Raw genomic sequence first — 17,284 nt, forward strand, 5'->3', positions numbered from 1 at the left:
AAGCCCGCCGATCGGCGGGCTTTTCTATTGAGACACCACCTCGGTCTGGCGAATGTAGGTTCTCAGGCCCTTGGCCAGCGCATCGAAGACCACACGGCAACGCGGCGCAGCCTTCAGGTTTTCATGCATCACGAGCCACGTCTCGAGCTTCATTGCGAACCCGTCAGCCAACACCGGAAGAATATCAGGATCCCGGGCAGCAAGCGCATTCTGGCAGATACCGATGCCGAAACCGGCGCGAATGGCGGCAAGCTGCGCCAGGTTGCTGTCAGCCTTCAGCGCAAAACGCACCTCCGGCAGTTCAGGTGTGCGGGCGGTGATTGCCCGGATCGCCGCCGTCTCGCGGTCGTAGCCGATCAGGCTGTGTCGGGTCAGATCGGCGAGCGTGGCCGGGGTACCGCGCCGGTCGAGGTATCGGCGGTGAGCGTGAAAACCGAGCGGCACCGCACCGATGTGAAGCGCCACCAGCGCATCCTGGCTGGGCACCGCCATACGCACGGCAATGTCTGCCTCCTGCCGCAGGATGTCCTCGATCGCATCGGAAGCCGACAGCTCGATGGTCAGATCCGGATATCGCTCATGCAGCTCGGCAAGTATCGGCGGCAACACCTCGATACCGATCACTTCGCTGGCACTGATGCGCACGGTTCCGCTGACCGTATCCTGCTGGCCGGAGGCCGCGCGAAGCAGTGCCGCTGATGTTGCTTCCAGCGTTTCGGCATAGGGCCGCAGCGCGCGCGCTGCATCGGTCGGCAGAAGGCCCTGCGGCGAGCGGGTGAAGAGCGGAAACCCAAGCATTTCTTCCATGGCATCGACATGGCGGCCGACCGTCGGTTGCGTCAGGCCGAGCTCACGCGCTGCCGCCGACAGTGAGCCTTCGTTCAGCACCTTCAGGAAAGTCCGGTAGTAGTCCCAGCTCGGCTCGATCTTGCTCATACATAAAAGTATAGCGATGAAACAGAAAACAGCAATTCCGTTTATCATCGGATTGCATGACACTGTCTCCATCAGAACCAATGGAGCAGGCGTGATGACCGACAATCTGGAAAAGGCAAGAACAGTCCTGGTATTGGGTGCGACCGGCGGTATCGGTGGTGCCGTTGCCCGCGGCCTCAGCCAGCGGGGATGGAAAGTGCGCGCACTCAATCGCAATATCGCCAAGGCCGCGCAGAAGGCGCCCGCGTACGAATGGGTGGAGGGCGATGCGATGAAGCAGCTGGACGTTCGCGCCGCTGCAGAAGGCGTCCAGCTGATCGTTCATGCCGTCAATCCGCCCGGTTACCGCAATTGGGGCAAGCTGGTACTGCCGATGCTCGACAACACCATTGCCGCCGCGAAAGCGGAAGGCGCGCGCATTCTTCTGCCGGGCACGATCTACAATTTCGGTCCGGATGCCTTCCCGCTTCTGACCGAGGACAGCCCGCAGAACCCGCATACGGACAAGGGCATGATCCGCAAGGAGATGGAACTCCGGTTGAAAGCAGCGTCAAACGCCGGTGTCGGCGTGATCATCCTGCGGGCAGGAGATTTCTTCGGCCCCGATGCCGCCAACAACTGGTTTTCGCAAGGGCTGGTCAAGCCGGGCAAGCCGCTGACCGCCATCAGCTATCCCGGAAAGAAGGGCATCGCCCACCAATGGGCCTATCTGCCCGATGTGGCCGAGGCGATGATCCGTCTGGTCGAGCGCGCCGAGGATCTACCGGCCTTTGCCGTCTACCATATGCGCGGCTTCGTCGATGATGACGGCACGAAGATGATCGCGGCCATCCGGCGCGCAGCGGGACAGCAAAGGCTTCCGGCAGGTGCCTTTCCGTGGTGGCTGGTGACGCTGGCTTCCCCCTTCGTGCCGCTCTTTCGGGAGCTGCGCAAGATGCGCTACCTCTGGCGCCAACCGCTGCGGATGCCGAACGATCGATTGCGGGACTTGCTTGGCGAGGAGCCGCACACACCGATCGATGAAGCGGTGGCCAAAACCCTGGACGCGCTCGGCTGCCTGCCGCAGAGTGCCGGACAAATCGGCGCCGGCGAGGGACTCCCCCCTGCAAAAATGGCCGTCAGTTCCTGAAGACCAGGCAAGCGCCACCATGTTTCCGAATGGTGGCGCAAAGCGCATTGGCTTCCGCCTGGCTATCGCGGCCGATGCGGGCGGCATAGCGAATGCGTCGGCCGAAGCTGGCATTGCGTTCGCGCAGGAGCAACGCCTTCTCGCTGCGGATCGGGGCCGGCAACCGTTTGGCCGCGTTGACGAACAGCCGCTGCGCTACCGATTTCTGAAAATGCGCCGCAAGCTGTACGCCCCAGGGGGCCCACTCCGCCTCATCGATCACGTCGATCTCGCGCAACTGGCGCGTGCTGGCCAGCGCCACGCATCCATCGAGAAAATTCTTGTTCTTGTCGAGCGTCAGATCGAGTGTCTTGGGTGGATTGTCCCGCCAGTCCTCAACGCTGTAGGCGGTGATTGCCAACACATAGTTGCGCGTCTCTGCAGGCAGCCAGTCCACTTCGAGGAAACGCTCCAGCCCATTTTCGCCGGCGTTGTAGGCGGCAGCCGCAAAACCGAGATTGCCGTAGCGCGTCTTCAGCTCGCCGAGATATTCGGCCGATTTTCCCAGAGCGGCAACGACGTCGAAACTGTTGGAAAGGCCGCGCAGTTTCGCCGTTCCCGGCATGAACTGCGCGATGCCTTCCGCTCCTTTCGGGCTGACCGCCTTGGGTCGAAATAGGCTTTCGCGCCAGATAAGGCGTGCAAAAAAAGCTGAAGGCAGGTCATTGGCCGCGGCATAGTGGTCTATGACACTGCAGACGTCGCGTTCGAAGCTTTCCTTGCTGATGCACAGCGATTTAGCGGGGTCCATCACCGACCGGCCGACATAGATGCACTTGGCGCGCAGCGGCAGCTCGTCGATGCGAGCTTGGGCAGTATCCGACAACCCCATACTCACGGCCAGCAAAAGCGCGAACAGCCATCTGGCAGCAAACGCAAGACACTTTAAGCTGCCGTTCCCCATGCCGTACCGCCCGCAATGCCTCATCGAAACAGACCGGCATGATACATAGCATCTCGCGCGGCCGGGAAAAACAGGTCCTTCAGGCGGGTGAGCCGGTGGAAAGCACCAGTTGCATGAAAGTCAGGTCGAGCCAGCGGCCGAACTTCGTCCCGACTTCGCGCATTCGACCGGTCTCTGTGAAACCCAGTTGCTGGTGAAGCCGGATCGAGGCGGCATTTTCCGACTCGATTCCAGCCACCATCACATGCTTGTCGAGCCGTTCGGCCTCGGCGATCAAGGCAACCATCAGCTTGCGGCCAATGCCACCGCCACGGCTGTTGCGGTGGACATATACGGAATGCTCGACCGTGTGCCGATAACCGTCAAACGCCCGCCAGTCGCCAAAGGAAGCGTAGCCGGCAATATCGCCGCTATCCGAAACGGCGACGAGGACCGGGTATCCCGCATCGCTTCGTGCCTTCAGCCAGGCAGAGCGATTGGCGATATCAACGATCGTCTCGTTCCAGATGGCGGTCGTATTGGCCACCGCGTCGTTGTAGATGTCGCAGATGACCGGCAGGTCATCTTCCGTAGCTTGCCTGATCAGCATGTTGCCTCGCATGTTCGTACACTATATGATTACGATATGGATACTAAAGTGCACAGCCTTGATCAACGCATCAGCGAGCGTATCCGCCTCGAGCGCGAAATTCGTGGCTGGTCGCTGAGTGAGCTTGCCGAGCGCTCCGGGGTCTCTCGCACAATGATCCATAAGATCGAGCGCGCAGTTAGCAGCCCGACGGCGACCTTGCTCGCCCGACTTTCGGGCGCTTTCGGCCTGACCATGTCGACACTGATCGCCCGCGCCGAAATTCAGGAAGGCCGCATGTCTCGGCGCGAGCATCAGCCGGCTTGGCGGGATCCGCAAAGCGGATATCTCAGGCGGCATGTCTCACCGAACACCGAGCTTCCGCTGGAACTGGTGGAGGTCGAACTGCCAGCGGGTGCGGACGTGCCCATGCCTGCCGCGGCCTACGCCATGCTTCGCCAGTTGATCTGGGTGAAGGAGGGCACTTTGACCTTCATTGAAGGCGAAGAGGAACATGTGCTGGCGACAGGCGATTGCCTCGAGCTCGGCCCACCCAAAGACTGCATCTTCCGCAACGCCGGCGATACTCTATGTGTCTACGCCGTCATCCTGATGAAGGGCCACTGAGGCTATTTATCGAGTTCGGCTGCAGCGATCCGCGCGATCAGCATCTCGCCTTCGATATCGAAATCGTCATCGTCCTCCAGGAACCAGGCAGCGGAGAGCCCGGCATAGGCGAGCACCCAGGAAAGGATCCGGCGCGGCGCCAGCCCCGTCGCCACGGCAACGATTGCAAGATGGCGTTGCAGGCGACCGGGCTCGGTGACTACAGCCAGTTCCGGATTGCAGAAGAGGTTGGCATAGTCGTAGCCGGGATCGCCATAGACCGGTTTCGGATCGATCGCCAACCAACCACGGGCGCCAAAATCAAGAATGTTGCCATGGTGAATATCGCCGTGCAGCACGACCGCCGGATAAGGATCGGAGAACAACGCCTCTGCCGCCGCAAGCGAATGCGCCAGAACGCCGCCATGGGTACGTGCCGCCGGTGCAAGCGCTGCAAACCAGCTTTCAAGCGGGATGAGATCGGGAACCGGCCTATCGCGAGGCGCATGGAGCGCAGCGACCGTCCTGCAGATGGTCTGCGTTGCAGCCTCGTCACTTCCGGTCATCGCCATATGAAACAGCGATCGCCGGCTGACGCTGCGCTCCACGAGAAGTGCATCGTCGGCGGCGGCATAGACCTCGGCCGCGCCCCGACCGGCCCACCACCCCATCGACAAGTGGCCACGCTTCTCTTCCTCTTCCCGCGCAACCTTCAGCATTGCCGGCAAACCACGCCAGCGCACAGGCAGCAACAGACTAGATCGAGTGACGATCCGTTCGCCGTCCGGCTGCAGCGACCATTTTTCGAGGTAGGGAGCAAACATGCGAGGAGGGATGTTCCAGTAACGATCAAGCCCCGCCGATCGGCAGGGCTTGAGGAATGTGGTGGTATCAGGCGACCTGTTCAAGAGACGGGTAGTCGGTATAACCCTTTGCGCCGCCGCCATAGAACGTCGCCTGATCCGGCGCATTCAACGGTGCGTTCTCCTGCAGCCGTTCGACAAGGTCAGGATTGGCAATGAACGGCTTACCGAAGGCGACCAGATCGGCCTCGCCATTTTTGACAGTCTTTGCCGCCAGATCGCGATCATAGCCGTTGTTCGTCATCCAGGCGGCCTTGCCGCCGGCTGCGACATAAACGGCGCGCAGCGCGTGGTAATCGAACGGACGTTCGCCCTGCTGGTGATCGCGAGGACCGCCGGTCGCTCCCTCGATGATGTGGATGTAGGCGAGGGAGTAACGCGCGAGGTTCTTCACCACATAGCTGAACAGCGGCTGCGGTTCCGGATCGAAAGCGTCGTTGGCGGGCGTCACCGGCGAAAGACGGATGCCGACGCGACCGGCGCCAATCTCATTGGTGATGGCGTCGACCACCTGGAAGAGCAAGCGGGCCCGGTTCTCGATCGAACCGCCATAGGCGTCGGTGCGCTCGTTCGAGCCGGAGCGCAGGAACTGGTCGATGAGATAGCCATTGGCGGCGTGGATCTCGACACCGTCGAAGCCGGCATCGATCGCGGCACGGGCGGCCTTGCGATAGTCCTCGACGATCCCGTCGAGCTCGCTGATGTCGAGCGCACGCGGCTCGGAGGTTTCGGCGAACGAGCCGGTGCCATCGGGGTTGATCAGATAGGTCTTCGACTTTGCCCTTATCGCCGAAGGTGCAACCGGCTTGCCGCCGTCCGGCTGCAGCGAATCATGCGAGATCCGGCCGACATGCCACATCTGCACGACGATCCGGCCACCCTTGGCGTGCACCGCATCCGTGACCTTGCGCCAACCATCAAGGGCTTCCGGCGTATAAAGCCCCGGCACGTCGGCATAGCCTTGGCCCTGCTGGGTGATCGCAGTTGCCTCGGTGATCAACAGGCCGGCCGAAGCGCGCTGTTCGTAATAGGTGGCGTTGAGAGTGTTCGGCACGGCTTTCGGCGAACGATTGCGTGTCAGCGGCGCCATGACGATGCGGTTCTTCAGCGCGATGTCGCCGATGGTGATGGGGTCGAAGAGGGTAGCCATTGCAGATCCTTCGGTTTCAGTTGGGTCTTTGGGAGGGGATAGTCACAGGCTGCCGATATCCTTCAGGAACGCGGCAATCGTCTCTTCGTTGCGCTTGTAGAAAACCCACTGGCCGAGACGCTTGGTCGTCACCAGGCCGGCGCGCTGAAGGATGGCAAGATGGGAGGAAACGGTCGATTGCGACAGGCCGCAGCGCTCGAACTGACCGGCGCAAACACCCATTTCAAACGGATGTTCCTGCGTCGGGAAGTGCGCCTGCGGCTCCTTCAGCCAGGCAAGAATGTTCACTCTTGCCGGATGCGCCAGGGCCTTGAAGATTTCGTCTCGATCCATCGTTTATCGCCATATCGTGTTTTATCGATAGATGTATCGCCGATATAAGATATACAAATCACAAGAACGTGAGGGCGAAATGGGCAAAAAAAGAGGGCCGCAAGAAAACTTGGGCCCTTGTAGTTGTGAAGGTAATTAGAACCTCCAGAGGGGAACAGCTGCTGCGGTGGCGGGGAGGAGAGAGCCACCAAGAATGCATCAGCTGCATTTTGATATGGGAAGCGAAGTACCGGCTTTCAATAGCCGGCTGTGAATTTCGTCACGGCTCGCCCGTGTCCAAACAGTAGACAAAAAAAGAGGGCCACAAGATGACTTGGGCCCTTATAGTTGTGAAGGTAATTAAACCTCCAGAGGGGAACAGCTGCTGCGGTGGCACTGGGAGGAGAAGCCACCAAAGATGCATCAGCTGAGGGTGGTATGCTGCTTTTTTGGGCGAGCAGCAATCATTTAATATGCATGTCAGCCATGTCATGTGCGCATCACTGCTCATTTTTGCATCGCACAAACAAAATGCGGCGCACAAAGTGCACCGCATTTTATAAATTTCATTTATAAAACAAAAACTTACCAGATCAGCCAGCAAATGCTCAGAAAACGAGCATCAGCCCTTTCGGCGTCAGAAGCTCCAGTTCCTGGCCTTGGCGACGATGTAGTCGCGGAAGACCTTGAGCTTGGCGGCATTCTTCATTTCGTCCGGATAGCAGAAATAGGTGTCGAACGAAGGGATGTCGGCGCTGATCGGAAGTTGTATCAGGCCCGGGTCGCGGCCGACGATATAGTCGGGCAGCATCGCTATGCCGATGCCGAGCAGGCACGCACGCTTGATCGAGGTCTGGCTGTTGATCTGCAAATGCGAGGTGCGCGGATTGTCGGAATCGCGACCGGCGATCTCGAGCCAGTTGACGTCGAGCAGGTAGTTTGGCGCAGGCTCACCGAAGGTGATGATGCGGTGATTGTCGAGATCGTCAAGCGACTGCGGTTCGCCGTGCTTGTTGATATAAGAGGGCGCCGCATAGACGTGCATATGCACGGTGAAGAGCTTGCGCTGGATCAGGTCGGATTGCTGCGGCTGGCGCAAACGAATGGCGCAGTCGGCATGCCGCATATTCACGTCGAGCTCCTCGTTGTCGAGGATCAGCTGCACCTGGACGTCCGGATGCAGCGACATGAATTCCTGGATCTTGTCGGTCAGCCAGCCCTGGCCAAGGCCGACAGTCGTCGTGATGCGCAGCTTGCCGCTCGGCTTGTCCGTCGTCTCGCTCAGCTGCACCTTGACGCTTTCGAGCTTCATCAGCACTTCGTGCGCGGTCCGGTAGAGGATCTCGCCCTGCTCCGTCAGGATCAGGCCGCGCGCGTGACGGTGAAACAGCTTGATGCCGACATCCTGCTCAAGCGAGCTCACCTGACGGCTGATCGCCGACTGAGAGAGATGGAGCTTGTCTGCCGCATGCGTGAACGACCCAGCCTCGGCCGCCGCGTGAAAAATGCGCAGTTTGTCCCAATCCAGCGACATGAAGTCCCCCATATGAAACCACCCCGGGGGACGGGATCATGTCCTCCGGGTGCGGCTGATGCATCTGTTCCCACACGGGACGGCTCCTTGCGGGGAGCCTCCCGATTCGCAGCTTCTATTCGGCTGCAATTGCGACGGGCATATGACCCGCCAGGTATTTCTCGGTCTCGAGCGCCGCCATGCAGCCCATGCCTGCAGCGGTCACGGCCTGACGGTAGATGTCGTCGGTGACGTCGCCTGCGGCAAAAACGCCGGGTACATCGGTCGCGGTCGAATCGGCGGCCGTCCAGAGATAGCCGTTCGACTTCTGCCGAAGCTTGCCCTTGAACAGTTCGACGGCCGGCGCATGGCCGATCGCGACGAAGACGCCGTCGGTCACCATGTCGCTCACTTCGCCCGTCTTGGTGTTGCGCAGCTTCACGCCATTGACCGACGCCGGCATCGGCGGCTTGGGAGCCGTGCCCAGATATTCGACAACCTCGTGATCCCAGATAATCTTGACGTTGGGCTTGGCGAACAGGCGCTCCTGCAGGATCTTTTCGGCGCGGAACGAATCGCGGCGATGAACGACAGTGACGGTCTTTGCGAGATTGGAGAGGTAAAGAGCCTCTTCAACGGCCGAATTGCCGCCGCCGACGACGATCACGTCCTTGTTGCGATAGAAGAACCCGTCGCAGGTCGCGCATGCCGAAACGCCGAAGCCCATGAAGGTCGGCTCGGTTTCGATCCCGAGCCACTTGGCCTTGGCGCCGGTGGCGATGATCAAGGCATCGGCCGTCCAGTCGTTGCCGCTGTCGGTCTTGACCCGGAAGGGACGAACGGAAAGGTCGACATCCGTCACCAGATCGTTGACGATCTCGGCACCGACATGCGTCGCCTGCTTCAGCATCTGTTCCATCATCCAGGGACCCTGGACCGGATCGGCATAGCCCGGATAGTTCTCCACATCGGTGGTGATCATCAACTGGCCACCCTGTTCCAGACCGGCGATCAGAACGGGTTCCAGCAGTGCGCGCGCCGTGTAGATGGCGGCAGTGTAGCCGGCCGGGCCGGAGCCGATGATCAGCACTTTTACATGGCGGGCAGTCATGGTCTTGTCCTTCGCTCACCGAATGCCCGAAGGGCCTTGTCCGGTTCCGTTACATCACAGGCAAATAGTGCCATACTTTAGGTATTCCCCCCGGGGACTTTCAAGGGCGGTCGCAGTGATACACACAAGTGCTTGAGCCCAAGCAGCCGATTTGACACCAGATCAGGCATTTTTGCACCGCTTGTGTCACGCTCATTCACGTTCACAAGCCCGTGATGACATGGCCAGAGAACCGGATCCGGCAATAGCGGCGTGAGATGGCGGCATCGCGGGCGACATGACATGGGCGGCCTGCATGCCTGACGGACGAACCGGGGCAGGCGCGAAGGCGTGGATCGCCACAGGTTTTTTCGATGTGCTCTCCCAAGGAACCGGCGTTAACCCGGCACGACCGCCTCTGAACGCCGGTTTTCCCGCGAATAGTAGGCGCAGATGCTTGTTGTCGGATCGGTTTGGCGATATTTCACGCGGATTCACTTTGCTGGAGAGGCATATGGGGTTGAATGCAAGCCGCGTTTGGCTCGACCGCGAACTCGCCGCGTTTGGCAATCCACGACCGGAGAATTGCCTCGCCTTCAATGCGGGAACCGGATCGCAAACATACGCCTCCACGCCTCCAAGATTGCGCCGCGATAACGTAAGGCTCACGCGCTACGAGCGAGAACTGCACACGCAGGGTCCGTGGCGACATGCAGGTCGAACGGACGGCCGACTGTCGATCAATCCTCTATGGCTAACCTGATAAAATCTGCCCGGTGACGACAACGTACCGGGCAATCCAAACAAAGATACTCCTGCTCGGCTTTGCCCTATGCGCCAAAGTCGCTTTGTGAAAAGGACAAACCTTCATGACGAAACAAGTCGAGCTCGACGCAATCGATCTCAAGATCCTTCGCGAGCTCCAGCGTGACGGCAGGATGACCAATGTGGACCTCGCCCAGCGTGTCGGCATCTCGGCGCCGCCCTGTCTGCGAAGGGTGCGCAAGCTTGAGGAAACCGGCGTCATCAAGGGCTACCACGCGTTACTGAACGCGCCGGCGCTCGGCTTTGATCTCGTGGCGTTCTGCATGGTTGGCCTCAAGCGACAGTCGGAGGCGGATCTCAAGGCGTTCGCCGCGGCAACAGCGGAATGGCAGATCGTGCGCCAGGCATGGACGGTCTCGGGCGAAAGCGACTTCCTGCTTCACTGCGTCGCCGAGAACCTGACGGCGTTTCAGGATTTTGTCATCGAGGTTTTGACCGCCAACGAGCGTGTCGATACGGTTCGCACGATGTTGACCATTCGTCAGGTCAAGGATATCGGGCTGGTCCAGATCTAGGATCCAGAAGACTTGAGGATCTGCAACGGCAGCGAGGCTCCCTTGGAGAACGCAGACACGACCGGAGTTGAGTGGCGTCATCCATGAGCAAACTTCCGCTTTCCGCCTTCATCATCTGTCAGAATGAAGAAGCCTATCTCGGCAACTGCATAGAGAGCCTTGAGCAGTGCGCCGAGATCCTCATCGTCGACTCAGGATCGACGGACGGCACTGCCGCGCTCGTGCAATCCTTCATCGATAAGGGGTGGCCGATCCGCTTCATGCACGAGCCATGGCGGGGCTATGCGGGCCAGAAGCAGTTCGCACTCGATCAATGCACACAGCCCTGGTGTCTCAACATCGACTCCGACGAGCGCCTCGATGAACCGCTCAGGGCGCTTTTACCATCGCTGATTGACGGACCGGCCGAGACGGTCGGCTGGCGCGTGGCGCGCCGCCCCTATCTGATCGGATACGGCTATACGCCGGAGTGCGTGCATGAGAGGCGAAATCTGCGCCTGATCCGCAAGGGCAGGGGCCGCTACGACCTCAATCAGAAGGTGCACGAGGGCATAGTACCGGACGGTCACGTTGGCGCGGCCAGCAAAGGCAGCCTGCTTCATTATCGTCCGCTGATCATCGACGAACAGATCCTGAAGGAAAACAAGTATTCCACGCTGAAGGCAGATCAGCAGGCAGCGGCCGGAAAACCACCGCGGCCGTACAAGATGCTGTTCAGCCCACCGCTTTACTTTTATCGTCTCTATTTCCGAAACGGGCTTTGGCGCTGCGGTTTTCCGGGCTTCATCGAAGCCATGACGGGCGCCATCTACGCATTCTTGACCGCCGCAAAAATCTATCAGAGGCACGCACTTAGCAAGCGTCCCAACAACGATGATGCCGCTCTGCATTGAAAGCATCCAGGTGATTCTATGAAAGTGATGCATATCCATTTTGGCAAGGACGGTGGAGCGGAACGGTTCTTCGTCAATCTCGTCAACGCTTTGCATGATAGAGGTGTCGAGCAGCGCATGCTGATCAGGCCCGACAGAAGCTGGCGTCAAGACCTGGAGCATTGCGGTACGATCTACGAAGGCGTCTTTCGCCGAATTTCGCTTTCGCGATTTGTCCTTCAGGCACGCATGCAGCTGATATTGCGGGAATTCCAACCCGACGTGATCATGGCCTGGCAACTTCGTGCAAGCCGTTTCATGCCTGCCTATAACAAGGCCTTCCGTATTTCCCGACTTGGCGATTATCCTGAGCACCTCGGTTACTACACGAATGTCGAAACCCTCGTCTGTATAACACCCGATATCGCCGACCGCGTCAGGAAGCTCGGCTGGAAGCGTGGGGTCGAGGTGATCGCCAACTTCACACGGGCGACGCCGGCGGCCGCGATAGAGCGCCGAGACCTCGAAACGCCAGAGGATGCCTTTGTCGTCGTCGGCATGGGGCGGTTCGTGCCGCGCAAGGGCTTCGATCATCTGCTGCGCGCCGTTGCCAAGGTCAAAGGCGCTTATCTTTGGCTGCTGGGCGATGGTCCCGAACGCGCCAACCTCGAACGGCTTGCAGAAGAACTCGGCATAAGAGACCGTGTGCGCTTTCCTGGCTGGAAAACGAACGCCTACGGCTACCTGTCGGCGAGCGATGCTTTCGCGATCACATCATTGCATGAACCATTGGGCAACGTCTGCTTCGAGGGGTGGGGTGCGGGAATTGCGACTATTGCTTCCCGCGCCGAGGGGCCTTCCTGGGTCATGACGGATGGCCAGGACGCACTGATGGTTGACTGTGCCGATGCGGAGGGCCTGGCAATCGCCATCGAGCGCCTGCGCGACGATCCGGCGCTTCGCACGCGCCTCCGCGAAGGTGGGCGTGATACGCTCGCCAAGCGTTTTTCGGAGCAGGCGATCTCAGAGACCTACCTCGAGCTGTTTGCCCGAGGATCGAAACAAACATGAAGCTCGTCCATTTCCACTTCGGCAAGGATGGTGGTGCCGAGCGTTTTTTCGTCCATCTCGTCAATGCTTTTGCTGAGCGCGGCGTTGAGCAGAAGGCGATCATTCGGCCGGATCGGATTTGGCGCAAGGACATCAGCCCTTCCGTCGGAATCAAAGAGAGCCATTTCCGGAACCTGTCGGTCGACCGCATCCTCCTTCCATGGAACACAGCACGGCTCGCCAAGAGGTGGAAGCCGGATGCTCTTATGGCGTGGGCGCCCCGTGCCAGCGAATTGATGCCGAACTACAAGGGTTGCATCAAGATCTCGCGGCTCGGCGATTACCCGCCGCGCCTGGACTATTTCCGCAACACCGACTGCCTCGTCTGCAACACACCTGGTATCGCCGCGCATGTGCGCGAGATCGGCTGGAAGCGCGATGTGGAGGTTATCTCCAATTTCACCACTACGGAACGCGTCGCTGCCGTCAGCCGCGCCACCCTGGATACGCCGAACGACGTGCCCGTCGTCATGTCGATGGGCCGCTTCGTTGAGCGCAAAGGCTTCCACACGCTGATCGAAGCGATCGCCAAAGTGCCGGACGCGTATCTCTGGCTTGTCGGTGATGGGGAAGAGCGCGAAAACCTGGAAAGGCTTGCCATCGATCTCGGCGTTTCGGGCCGGGTGCGGTTCGCCGGCTGGCAAAAGGACACCCGCGCGTTCCTGGCCGCCTCAGACATCTTCGTTATGGCATCAAGCCATGAACCGCTCGGCAACGTCATTCTCGAAGCCTGGGCGCAGGGCACCCCAGTCGTTTCCACCCGCTCAGAAGGGCCGCAATGGTTCATGCGTGACGGTGAAAACGGCCTGATGGTCGATATCGGCGATGCGGACGGCTTCGGCCGCGCCATCGAGCGGATAGCAAACGATCGGCAGCTCGGTTTGCGCTTGGCAGAACGCGGCCACGAAACGCTGATGAACCAGTTTTCCAAACAGGCCATCACCGACGCCTATCTGAAGCTGTTCACCTCAAACAAATAACGGTCCGATCACTACGGAGTTCAGCGCATCAGCCGTTCATACACGGCGTTGATGGCGTCGGCTTCGCCTTCGATCGCAAACGAGGTGGCCGTGCGTGCAAGGCCATTCGCACCCGCCGCGGTCCTCCGCCGCTCATCATCCATGAATGCGGCCGTCGCCTCGACCATGGCTTGAAGATCGTCGGCCGGGACGACCGCCCCCGTTTCGCCTGCGCCGCTCACAACCAGCTCGGAAAATGCACCGACATCGGCGGCCACGACGGGAACGCCCGTTGCCATGGCTTCGAGCGGTGTCAGACCAAACCCTTCCCAGCGCTGCGGCGCGACGAAAAGATCAAGCGCCTGGTACCAGTCGGGAATGTTGGTGTGTTCGCCGACAAAGAGGATTCGCTCGGCAAGCCCGGCTTTGGCGACGCGCTCCTTGAGCTCGTTTTCAAACACTACATGCGGACCGGTGGCGCGGCCGGCGACGATCGCGCTCCAACCTGGACGGCAGGGCAGGAGGGCAATCATGCTGTCAACGAAGAGATCGGTGCCCTTTTGACGACGGACCCGTCCGAAACAGCCGACGAATTTCTGGGCCGGATCGACGCCAAGTGCCGCTTTCGCCTGATGCTGATCGACTGGCGGCAGGAACCGCTTGGTGTCGATCCCGTGCAGGATGACGTCGTTCGGCACTTCGAGATAGGCGGCGGTCTTGCCGCTAGTGGCGATCACCGCATCCATCCGCCCGATCAGAAACTTGCTCCAGCCTGTGTGGCGGCGCTGCGATGCCGAGGTAAAGGCGATCTTCAACTTCATGCGCAGGAGATCGCGCAGGATGATCGCCGGGAACATCTCGACATTACGCCGCGCGTGCCAGACGCGGCAGCGCCTGCCGTCAGGGGCTTTCCAGAGATGCAGGAGATCGAGAAACCTGATCGAAGGCAGACTGTCGGGAAGACCCGGACCGAGCACCGCGACCTTCTGACCCAGCGCGCGCTGGATCGGAATCAATTGGATGATTGTGGAGGTAACGCCTGAGAGGCGCCGCTTGAAATTGGGAGCGATGACCTCGACGTCCCGGATGTCAGCCACGGAAGCTGTCTCCTTGCGCATGCGACAATCAATGTGTTGAAAGGCAGGGGGATTGGGGCGAAGCGGAACCGTCGCCCCAAAAGGGGCGATCAGCCCCAGTTTACCGCGAGGATTTCGTAGGCCTTGGAACCGCCGGGAGCGTTCACCTCGATGGAATCGCCGACTTCCTTGCCGATCAGCGCACGGGCGATCGGCGACGAGATCGAGATGCGTCCAGCCTTCACGTCCGCTTCCTGATCGCCGACAATCTGGTAGGTCTTTTCTTCCTCGGTGTCCTCGTCGACGAGCTTCACCTTGGCGCCGAACTTGATCTTGGAGCCGGACATCTTCGACAGGTCGATGACTTCGGCGCGCGCGATCAGATCCTCGAGTTCGCCAACGCGACCCTCGTTGTGGCTCTGGGCCTCCTTGGCCGCATGGTATTCGGCATTCTCCGACAAGTCGCCATGCGCGCGTGCTTCGGCGATGGCCTCGATGATTCGTGGTCGCTCTTCCTGCTGGCGCCAGCGCAGCTCCTCCTGCAGGTTGACGAATCCACCCTGTGTCATCGGCACTTTGTCGACCATTTCAATGTCCTTCATCAAGCACGAGGCGCCGCTTGGGGGCGGCGCCAACGCAAAAGAAAACGGTCTCCGGCGCGCAAGCACCGGAACCGTCCGAAATATCCGAACCGTTCTTATAGCAGAAAGGAAATAGCCAATGCCAGATTTTTCGGCATGATCCACCGCGTCCTTCACGCGGGGGCGCAACCTGCAGACGCTCCTAGAAAATAGACATCCTCAAGAAATGGGCTTTACCTCAACCGCAGTTGAGGTCGTAACAGTTCTGTTTCCCAAACGGCGAACAGACGGAAATGACAGGATGAGCATGACAAAAGACGGCCGCGACGCAGGAAAATCCGGCCCGCATTCAGAAGCGGAAGGGCGTTGGGGCGAGTTGTTGCAACCCAACCATCTGGCGGCGACCGTGACGCTTTGCCTCGGTGTCGCGCTCTTCGCCTTCAACGAGTTCTTCATCTCGACGGCATTGCCGACGGCTGTCGAGGAGTTTGGCGGAGCAGCACTGCTCTCCTGGGCCTTCACCCTCTATCTCGTGTTTGCGATCATCGGCGGCGCACTGGCTGCCAATCTCAAGGCGCGCTTCGGCGCCCGCAATGCGTTGATCGCAGCAGCGCTTGTCTTCGTCACCGGCACCGTGATTGCGACGCTGGCAACGAGCATGCCGCAGGTCCTGGTCGGAAGGCTGTTTCAAGGCTTGGGCGAGGGCGTCATCGCCGCCGTTTGTTATGCGCTGATCCCGGAGCTTTTCCCGCCTCGGCTCGTCCCGAAGGTCTTCGGTGCGGAGGCTATTGTCTGGGCGAGTGCTGCCTTTGCCGGCCCGCTCATATCAGGATTTCTCACCGAACACTGTTCATGGCGCGCGGCCTTCTTCGTCAATATTCCCGCTGCCGCCATCTTCATCGCGCTCGTCCTCGCCATCGTACCCCGGCAGTCGACGTCGGTGCACAGCGTGCAACCTATCCCGCTTCTTCGCCTGACGGCGTTTGGCCTGGGCATATTGCTGATTTCGGTTTCGAATATGCTCCAGAACGGATTTGCCATGGCGGCGCTCCTGGTCCTAGCAATCGCCGTTCTCGTCAACACTGTTCACCTCGACCGTCGCTCCAGGCATTCGATCCTGCCACTTGGCGCATTTGCGATCGGGCGTCCGCTCGGCACCGGCCTCTGGATCATTCTTCTGATGCCGTTGGCGCAGGCTTCCGGCTCCGTCTATCTCGTCTACGGCCTGCAGCACCTCTGGGATTTCGGCCCGACGGCGGCCGGCTTTTCCAGTGCGCTGATGGCGATGTCGTGGAGCTTGACAGCCATCTTGGTGGCAAGCCTGCGCTCGCATGATCTGCGTGTGCGGTTGATCTGGGTAGGGCCGCTGCTGCTTTGCCTCGGCCTCATCGGCTTGACGGTCGCGATCGCGACGGCGGAATTTCGGCTAATTTTCGCAGGTCAGATTGCCATTGGTGCCGGCTTCGGCGTTTGCTGGGGCACGCTCAGCCAGTTGCTGATGGATGTGTCGCCGGCTGCTGAGCGGGACAAGACATCGGCACTGCTGCCGACGCTGCAATCGGCCGGCTACGCAATCGGCGCGGCAGTCTTCGGGCTGACGGCCAATATGCGCGGTTTCGATGAAGGCGCCCGGGTAGCGGTCATGCGCCATGCGCTCCTGGCGGTGTTTGCCATCAGTTGCGTGATCTCGTTCGCGTCGTTGTTCTTCGGCATCAGAACGGTCCGGCTTGCGCGCAGTAGAAGATCGGCTCGCTCTGAGGTTCGGACACAGCGGCCGGTGGCGGTCGATTAACTACCAGGCGGTGGACAGGCCGTTGATGGCTTCGACGGGGCGGAGGAGTACGCCGAGCCTGTGGCGACCGATCAAAGCGTCCTGTTCACGGCCACGGCCATCGGACGGCGCAATCATCGCCAGAAGCTCGCCGTTGCCGGAGCGCACATGGACCCTCAGAGATCCGTAGTCGGCATCGCGGCCGATCTTGTCGGCAATTCTCTGGCCGTAGTACAAGGCAGAACCTTCGTCGAAGTGGCTGATGCCATCCTCGTCGACAAAGCGCTCGTCGCCCCAATACAAATCGAAGAAATAGACCTGCACGATGTTGCCCCATCCCATGCGCAGTGCCGGATCTTTCCGGCTTGGAAGCGCACGTGGGCATATAAACACCCGGCTGCCGAATGTAGGCTGAACCCGGCGTTCAACTGGCGTTCACAACTATGGAGAGATTACGCGGTCTCG

Annotated in this window: 18 protein-coding genes; 7 read left to right on the forward strand and 11 right to left on the reverse strand. The window is 60.2% G+C overall.

Going from position 1 to position 17,284, the window contains the following annotated elements:
• Positions 1 to 24: 24 nt before the first annotated feature.
• Positions 25 to 936, reverse strand: a complete 912-nt coding sequence (locus ABIE33_RS26025; RefSeq protein ID WP_429130696.1) for a LysR family transcriptional regulator — start codon at positions 934 to 936, stop codon at positions 25 to 27.
• A gap of 94 nt (positions 937 to 1,030) precedes the next feature.
• On the opposite strand from ABIE33_RS26025, the gene ABIE33_RS26030 reads away from it, so the two are divergent.
• Positions 1,031 to 2,065, forward strand: a complete 1,035-nt coding sequence (locus tag ABIE33_RS26030; protein WP_429130697.1) for an SDR family NAD(P)-dependent oxidoreductase — start codon at positions 1,031 to 1,033, stop codon at positions 2,063 to 2,065.
• Here ABIE33_RS26030 and ABIE33_RS26035 read toward each other — a convergent pair.
• Together ABIE33_RS26035 and ABIE33_RS26040 are read right to left on the reverse strand one after the other, a co-directional pair.
• Positions 2,055 to 2,936, reverse strand: coding sequence for a lytic transglycosylase domain-containing protein (locus ABIE33_RS26035; RefSeq protein ID WP_429130698.1), 882 nt, complete (start codon positions 2,934 to 2,936; stop codon positions 2,055 to 2,057). The two genes, ABIE33_RS26030 and ABIE33_RS26035, sit on opposite strands and share 11 nt — an antisense overlap.
• A gap of 151 nt (positions 2,937 to 3,087) precedes the next feature.
• Complete coding sequence (locus tag ABIE33_RS26040) at positions 3,088 to 3,597, reverse strand: N-acetyltransferase family protein (protein WP_429130699.1); 510 nt, start codon at positions 3,595 to 3,597, stop codon at positions 3,088 to 3,090.
• Between the two features lie 36 nt (positions 3,598 to 3,633).
• Between ABIE33_RS26040 and ABIE33_RS26045 the strand changes: the two genes are divergently transcribed.
• Positions 3,634 to 4,203 carry a helix-turn-helix domain-containing protein gene (locus ABIE33_RS26045; RefSeq protein ID WP_429130700.1) on the forward strand — a complete coding sequence of 190 codons (570 nt, stop codon included), beginning with the start codon at positions 3,634 to 3,636 and terminating at the stop codon, positions 4,201 to 4,203.
• A 2-nt stretch (positions 4,204 to 4,205) separates the two neighbouring features.
• Here the strand turns inward: ABIE33_RS26045 and ABIE33_RS26050 are convergent, their stop codons facing one another.
• The 5 genes from ABIE33_RS26050 to trxB all read right to left on the reverse strand — a co-directional run bounded on the left by ABIE33_RS26050 (position 4,206) and on the right by trxB (position 9,131).
• Complete coding sequence (locus tag ABIE33_RS26050) at positions 4,206 to 5,006, reverse strand: aminoglycoside phosphotransferase family protein (protein ID WP_429130701.1); 801 nt, start codon at positions 5,004 to 5,006, stop codon at positions 4,206 to 4,208.
• Between the two features lie 67 nt (positions 5,007 to 5,073).
• Entirely contained in the window at positions 5,074 to 6,195 is a 1,122-nt protein-coding gene (locus ABIE33_RS26055; protein ID WP_429130702.1) for an alkene reductase, read from the reverse strand.
• A gap of 42 nt (positions 6,196 to 6,237) precedes the next feature.
• The gene (locus ABIE33_RS26060) at positions 6,238 to 6,528 is read right to left on the reverse strand and encodes an ArsR/SmtB family transcription factor (protein WP_077503560.1); all 291 of its coding nucleotides are present in this window, start codon (positions 6,526 to 6,528) and stop codon (positions 6,238 to 6,240) included.
• 616 nt (positions 6,529 to 7,144) lie between these two features.
• Positions 7,145 to 8,041: a LysR family transcriptional regulator VtlR gene (locus tag ABIE33_RS26065; RefSeq protein ID WP_038577011.1), complete on the reverse strand. Its 897-nt coding sequence runs from the start codon at positions 8,039 to 8,041 to the stop codon at positions 7,145 to 7,147.
• A gap of 115 nt (positions 8,042 to 8,156) precedes the next feature.
• Positions 8,157 to 9,131: a thioredoxin-disulfide reductase gene (gene trxB, locus ABIE33_RS26070; RefSeq protein ID WP_429130703.1), complete on the reverse strand. Its 975-nt coding sequence runs from the start codon at positions 9,129 to 9,131 to the stop codon at positions 8,157 to 8,159.
• A gap of 848 nt (positions 9,132 to 9,979) precedes the next feature.
• Between trxB and ABIE33_RS26075 the strand changes: the two genes are divergently transcribed.
• The 4 genes from ABIE33_RS26075 (at position 9,980) to ABIE33_RS26090 (ending at position 13,412) form a co-directional block, all read left to right on the forward strand.
• Positions 9,980 to 10,450 carry an Lrp/AsnC family transcriptional regulator gene (locus tag ABIE33_RS26075; protein ID WP_053247447.1) on the forward strand — a complete coding sequence of 157 codons (471 nt, stop codon included), beginning with the start codon at positions 9,980 to 9,982 and terminating at the stop codon, positions 10,448 to 10,450.
• Between the two features lie 83 nt (positions 10,451 to 10,533).
• On the forward strand, positions 10,534 to 11,343 hold the full coding sequence (locus ABIE33_RS26080) for a glycosyltransferase family 2 protein (RefSeq protein ID WP_429130704.1): 810 nt from the start codon (positions 10,534 to 10,536) through the stop codon (positions 11,341 to 11,343).
• 18 nt (positions 11,344 to 11,361) lie between these two features.
• Positions 11,362 to 12,393, forward strand: coding sequence for a glycosyltransferase (locus ABIE33_RS26085; RefSeq protein ID WP_429130705.1), 1,032 nt, complete (start codon positions 11,362 to 11,364; stop codon positions 12,391 to 12,393).
• Complete coding sequence (locus tag ABIE33_RS26090) at positions 12,390 to 13,412, forward strand: glycosyltransferase (RefSeq protein ID WP_429130706.1); 1,023 nt, start codon at positions 12,390 to 12,392, stop codon at positions 13,410 to 13,412. The genes ABIE33_RS26085 and ABIE33_RS26090 overlap by 4 nt, the downstream gene beginning before the upstream one ends.
• A 20-nt stretch (positions 13,413 to 13,432) precedes the next feature.
• Here ABIE33_RS26090 and ABIE33_RS26095 read toward each other — a convergent pair whose 3' ends face one another.
• Together ABIE33_RS26095 and greA are read right to left on the reverse strand one after the other, a co-directional pair.
• Positions 13,433 to 14,488 carry a glycosyltransferase family 4 protein gene (locus ABIE33_RS26095; protein ID WP_429130707.1) on the reverse strand — a complete coding sequence of 352 codons (1,056 nt, stop codon included), beginning with the start codon at positions 14,486 to 14,488 and terminating at the stop codon, positions 13,433 to 13,435.
• An 89-nt stretch (positions 14,489 to 14,577) separates the two neighbouring features.
• The gene (gene greA, locus ABIE33_RS26100) at positions 14,578 to 15,054 is read right to left on the reverse strand and encodes a transcription elongation factor GreA (RefSeq protein WP_025427081.1); all 477 of its coding nucleotides are present in this window, start codon (positions 15,052 to 15,054) and stop codon (positions 14,578 to 14,580) included.
• Positions 15,055 to 15,349: 295 nt separating this feature from the next.
• Between greA and ABIE33_RS26105 the strand changes: the two genes are divergently transcribed.
• Positions 15,350 to 16,840: an MFS transporter gene (locus ABIE33_RS26105; protein WP_429130708.1), complete on the forward strand. Its 1,491-nt coding sequence runs from the start codon at positions 15,350 to 15,352 to the stop codon at positions 16,838 to 16,840.
• Here the strand turns inward: ABIE33_RS26105 and ABIE33_RS26110 are convergent, their stop codons facing one another.
• The gene (locus tag ABIE33_RS26110) at positions 16,841 to 17,161 is read right to left on the reverse strand and encodes a DUF6894 family protein (RefSeq protein WP_429130709.1); all 321 of its coding nucleotides are present in this window, start codon (positions 17,159 to 17,161) and stop codon (positions 16,841 to 16,843) included. It abuts the gene before it with no gap.
• Positions 17,162 to 17,284: the final 123 nt, after the last annotated feature.

It is taken from the genome of Ensifer sp. 4252 (assembly GCF_050434565.1).
Lineage (GTDB): Bacteria > Pseudomonadota > Alphaproteobacteria > Rhizobiales > Rhizobiaceae > Ensifer.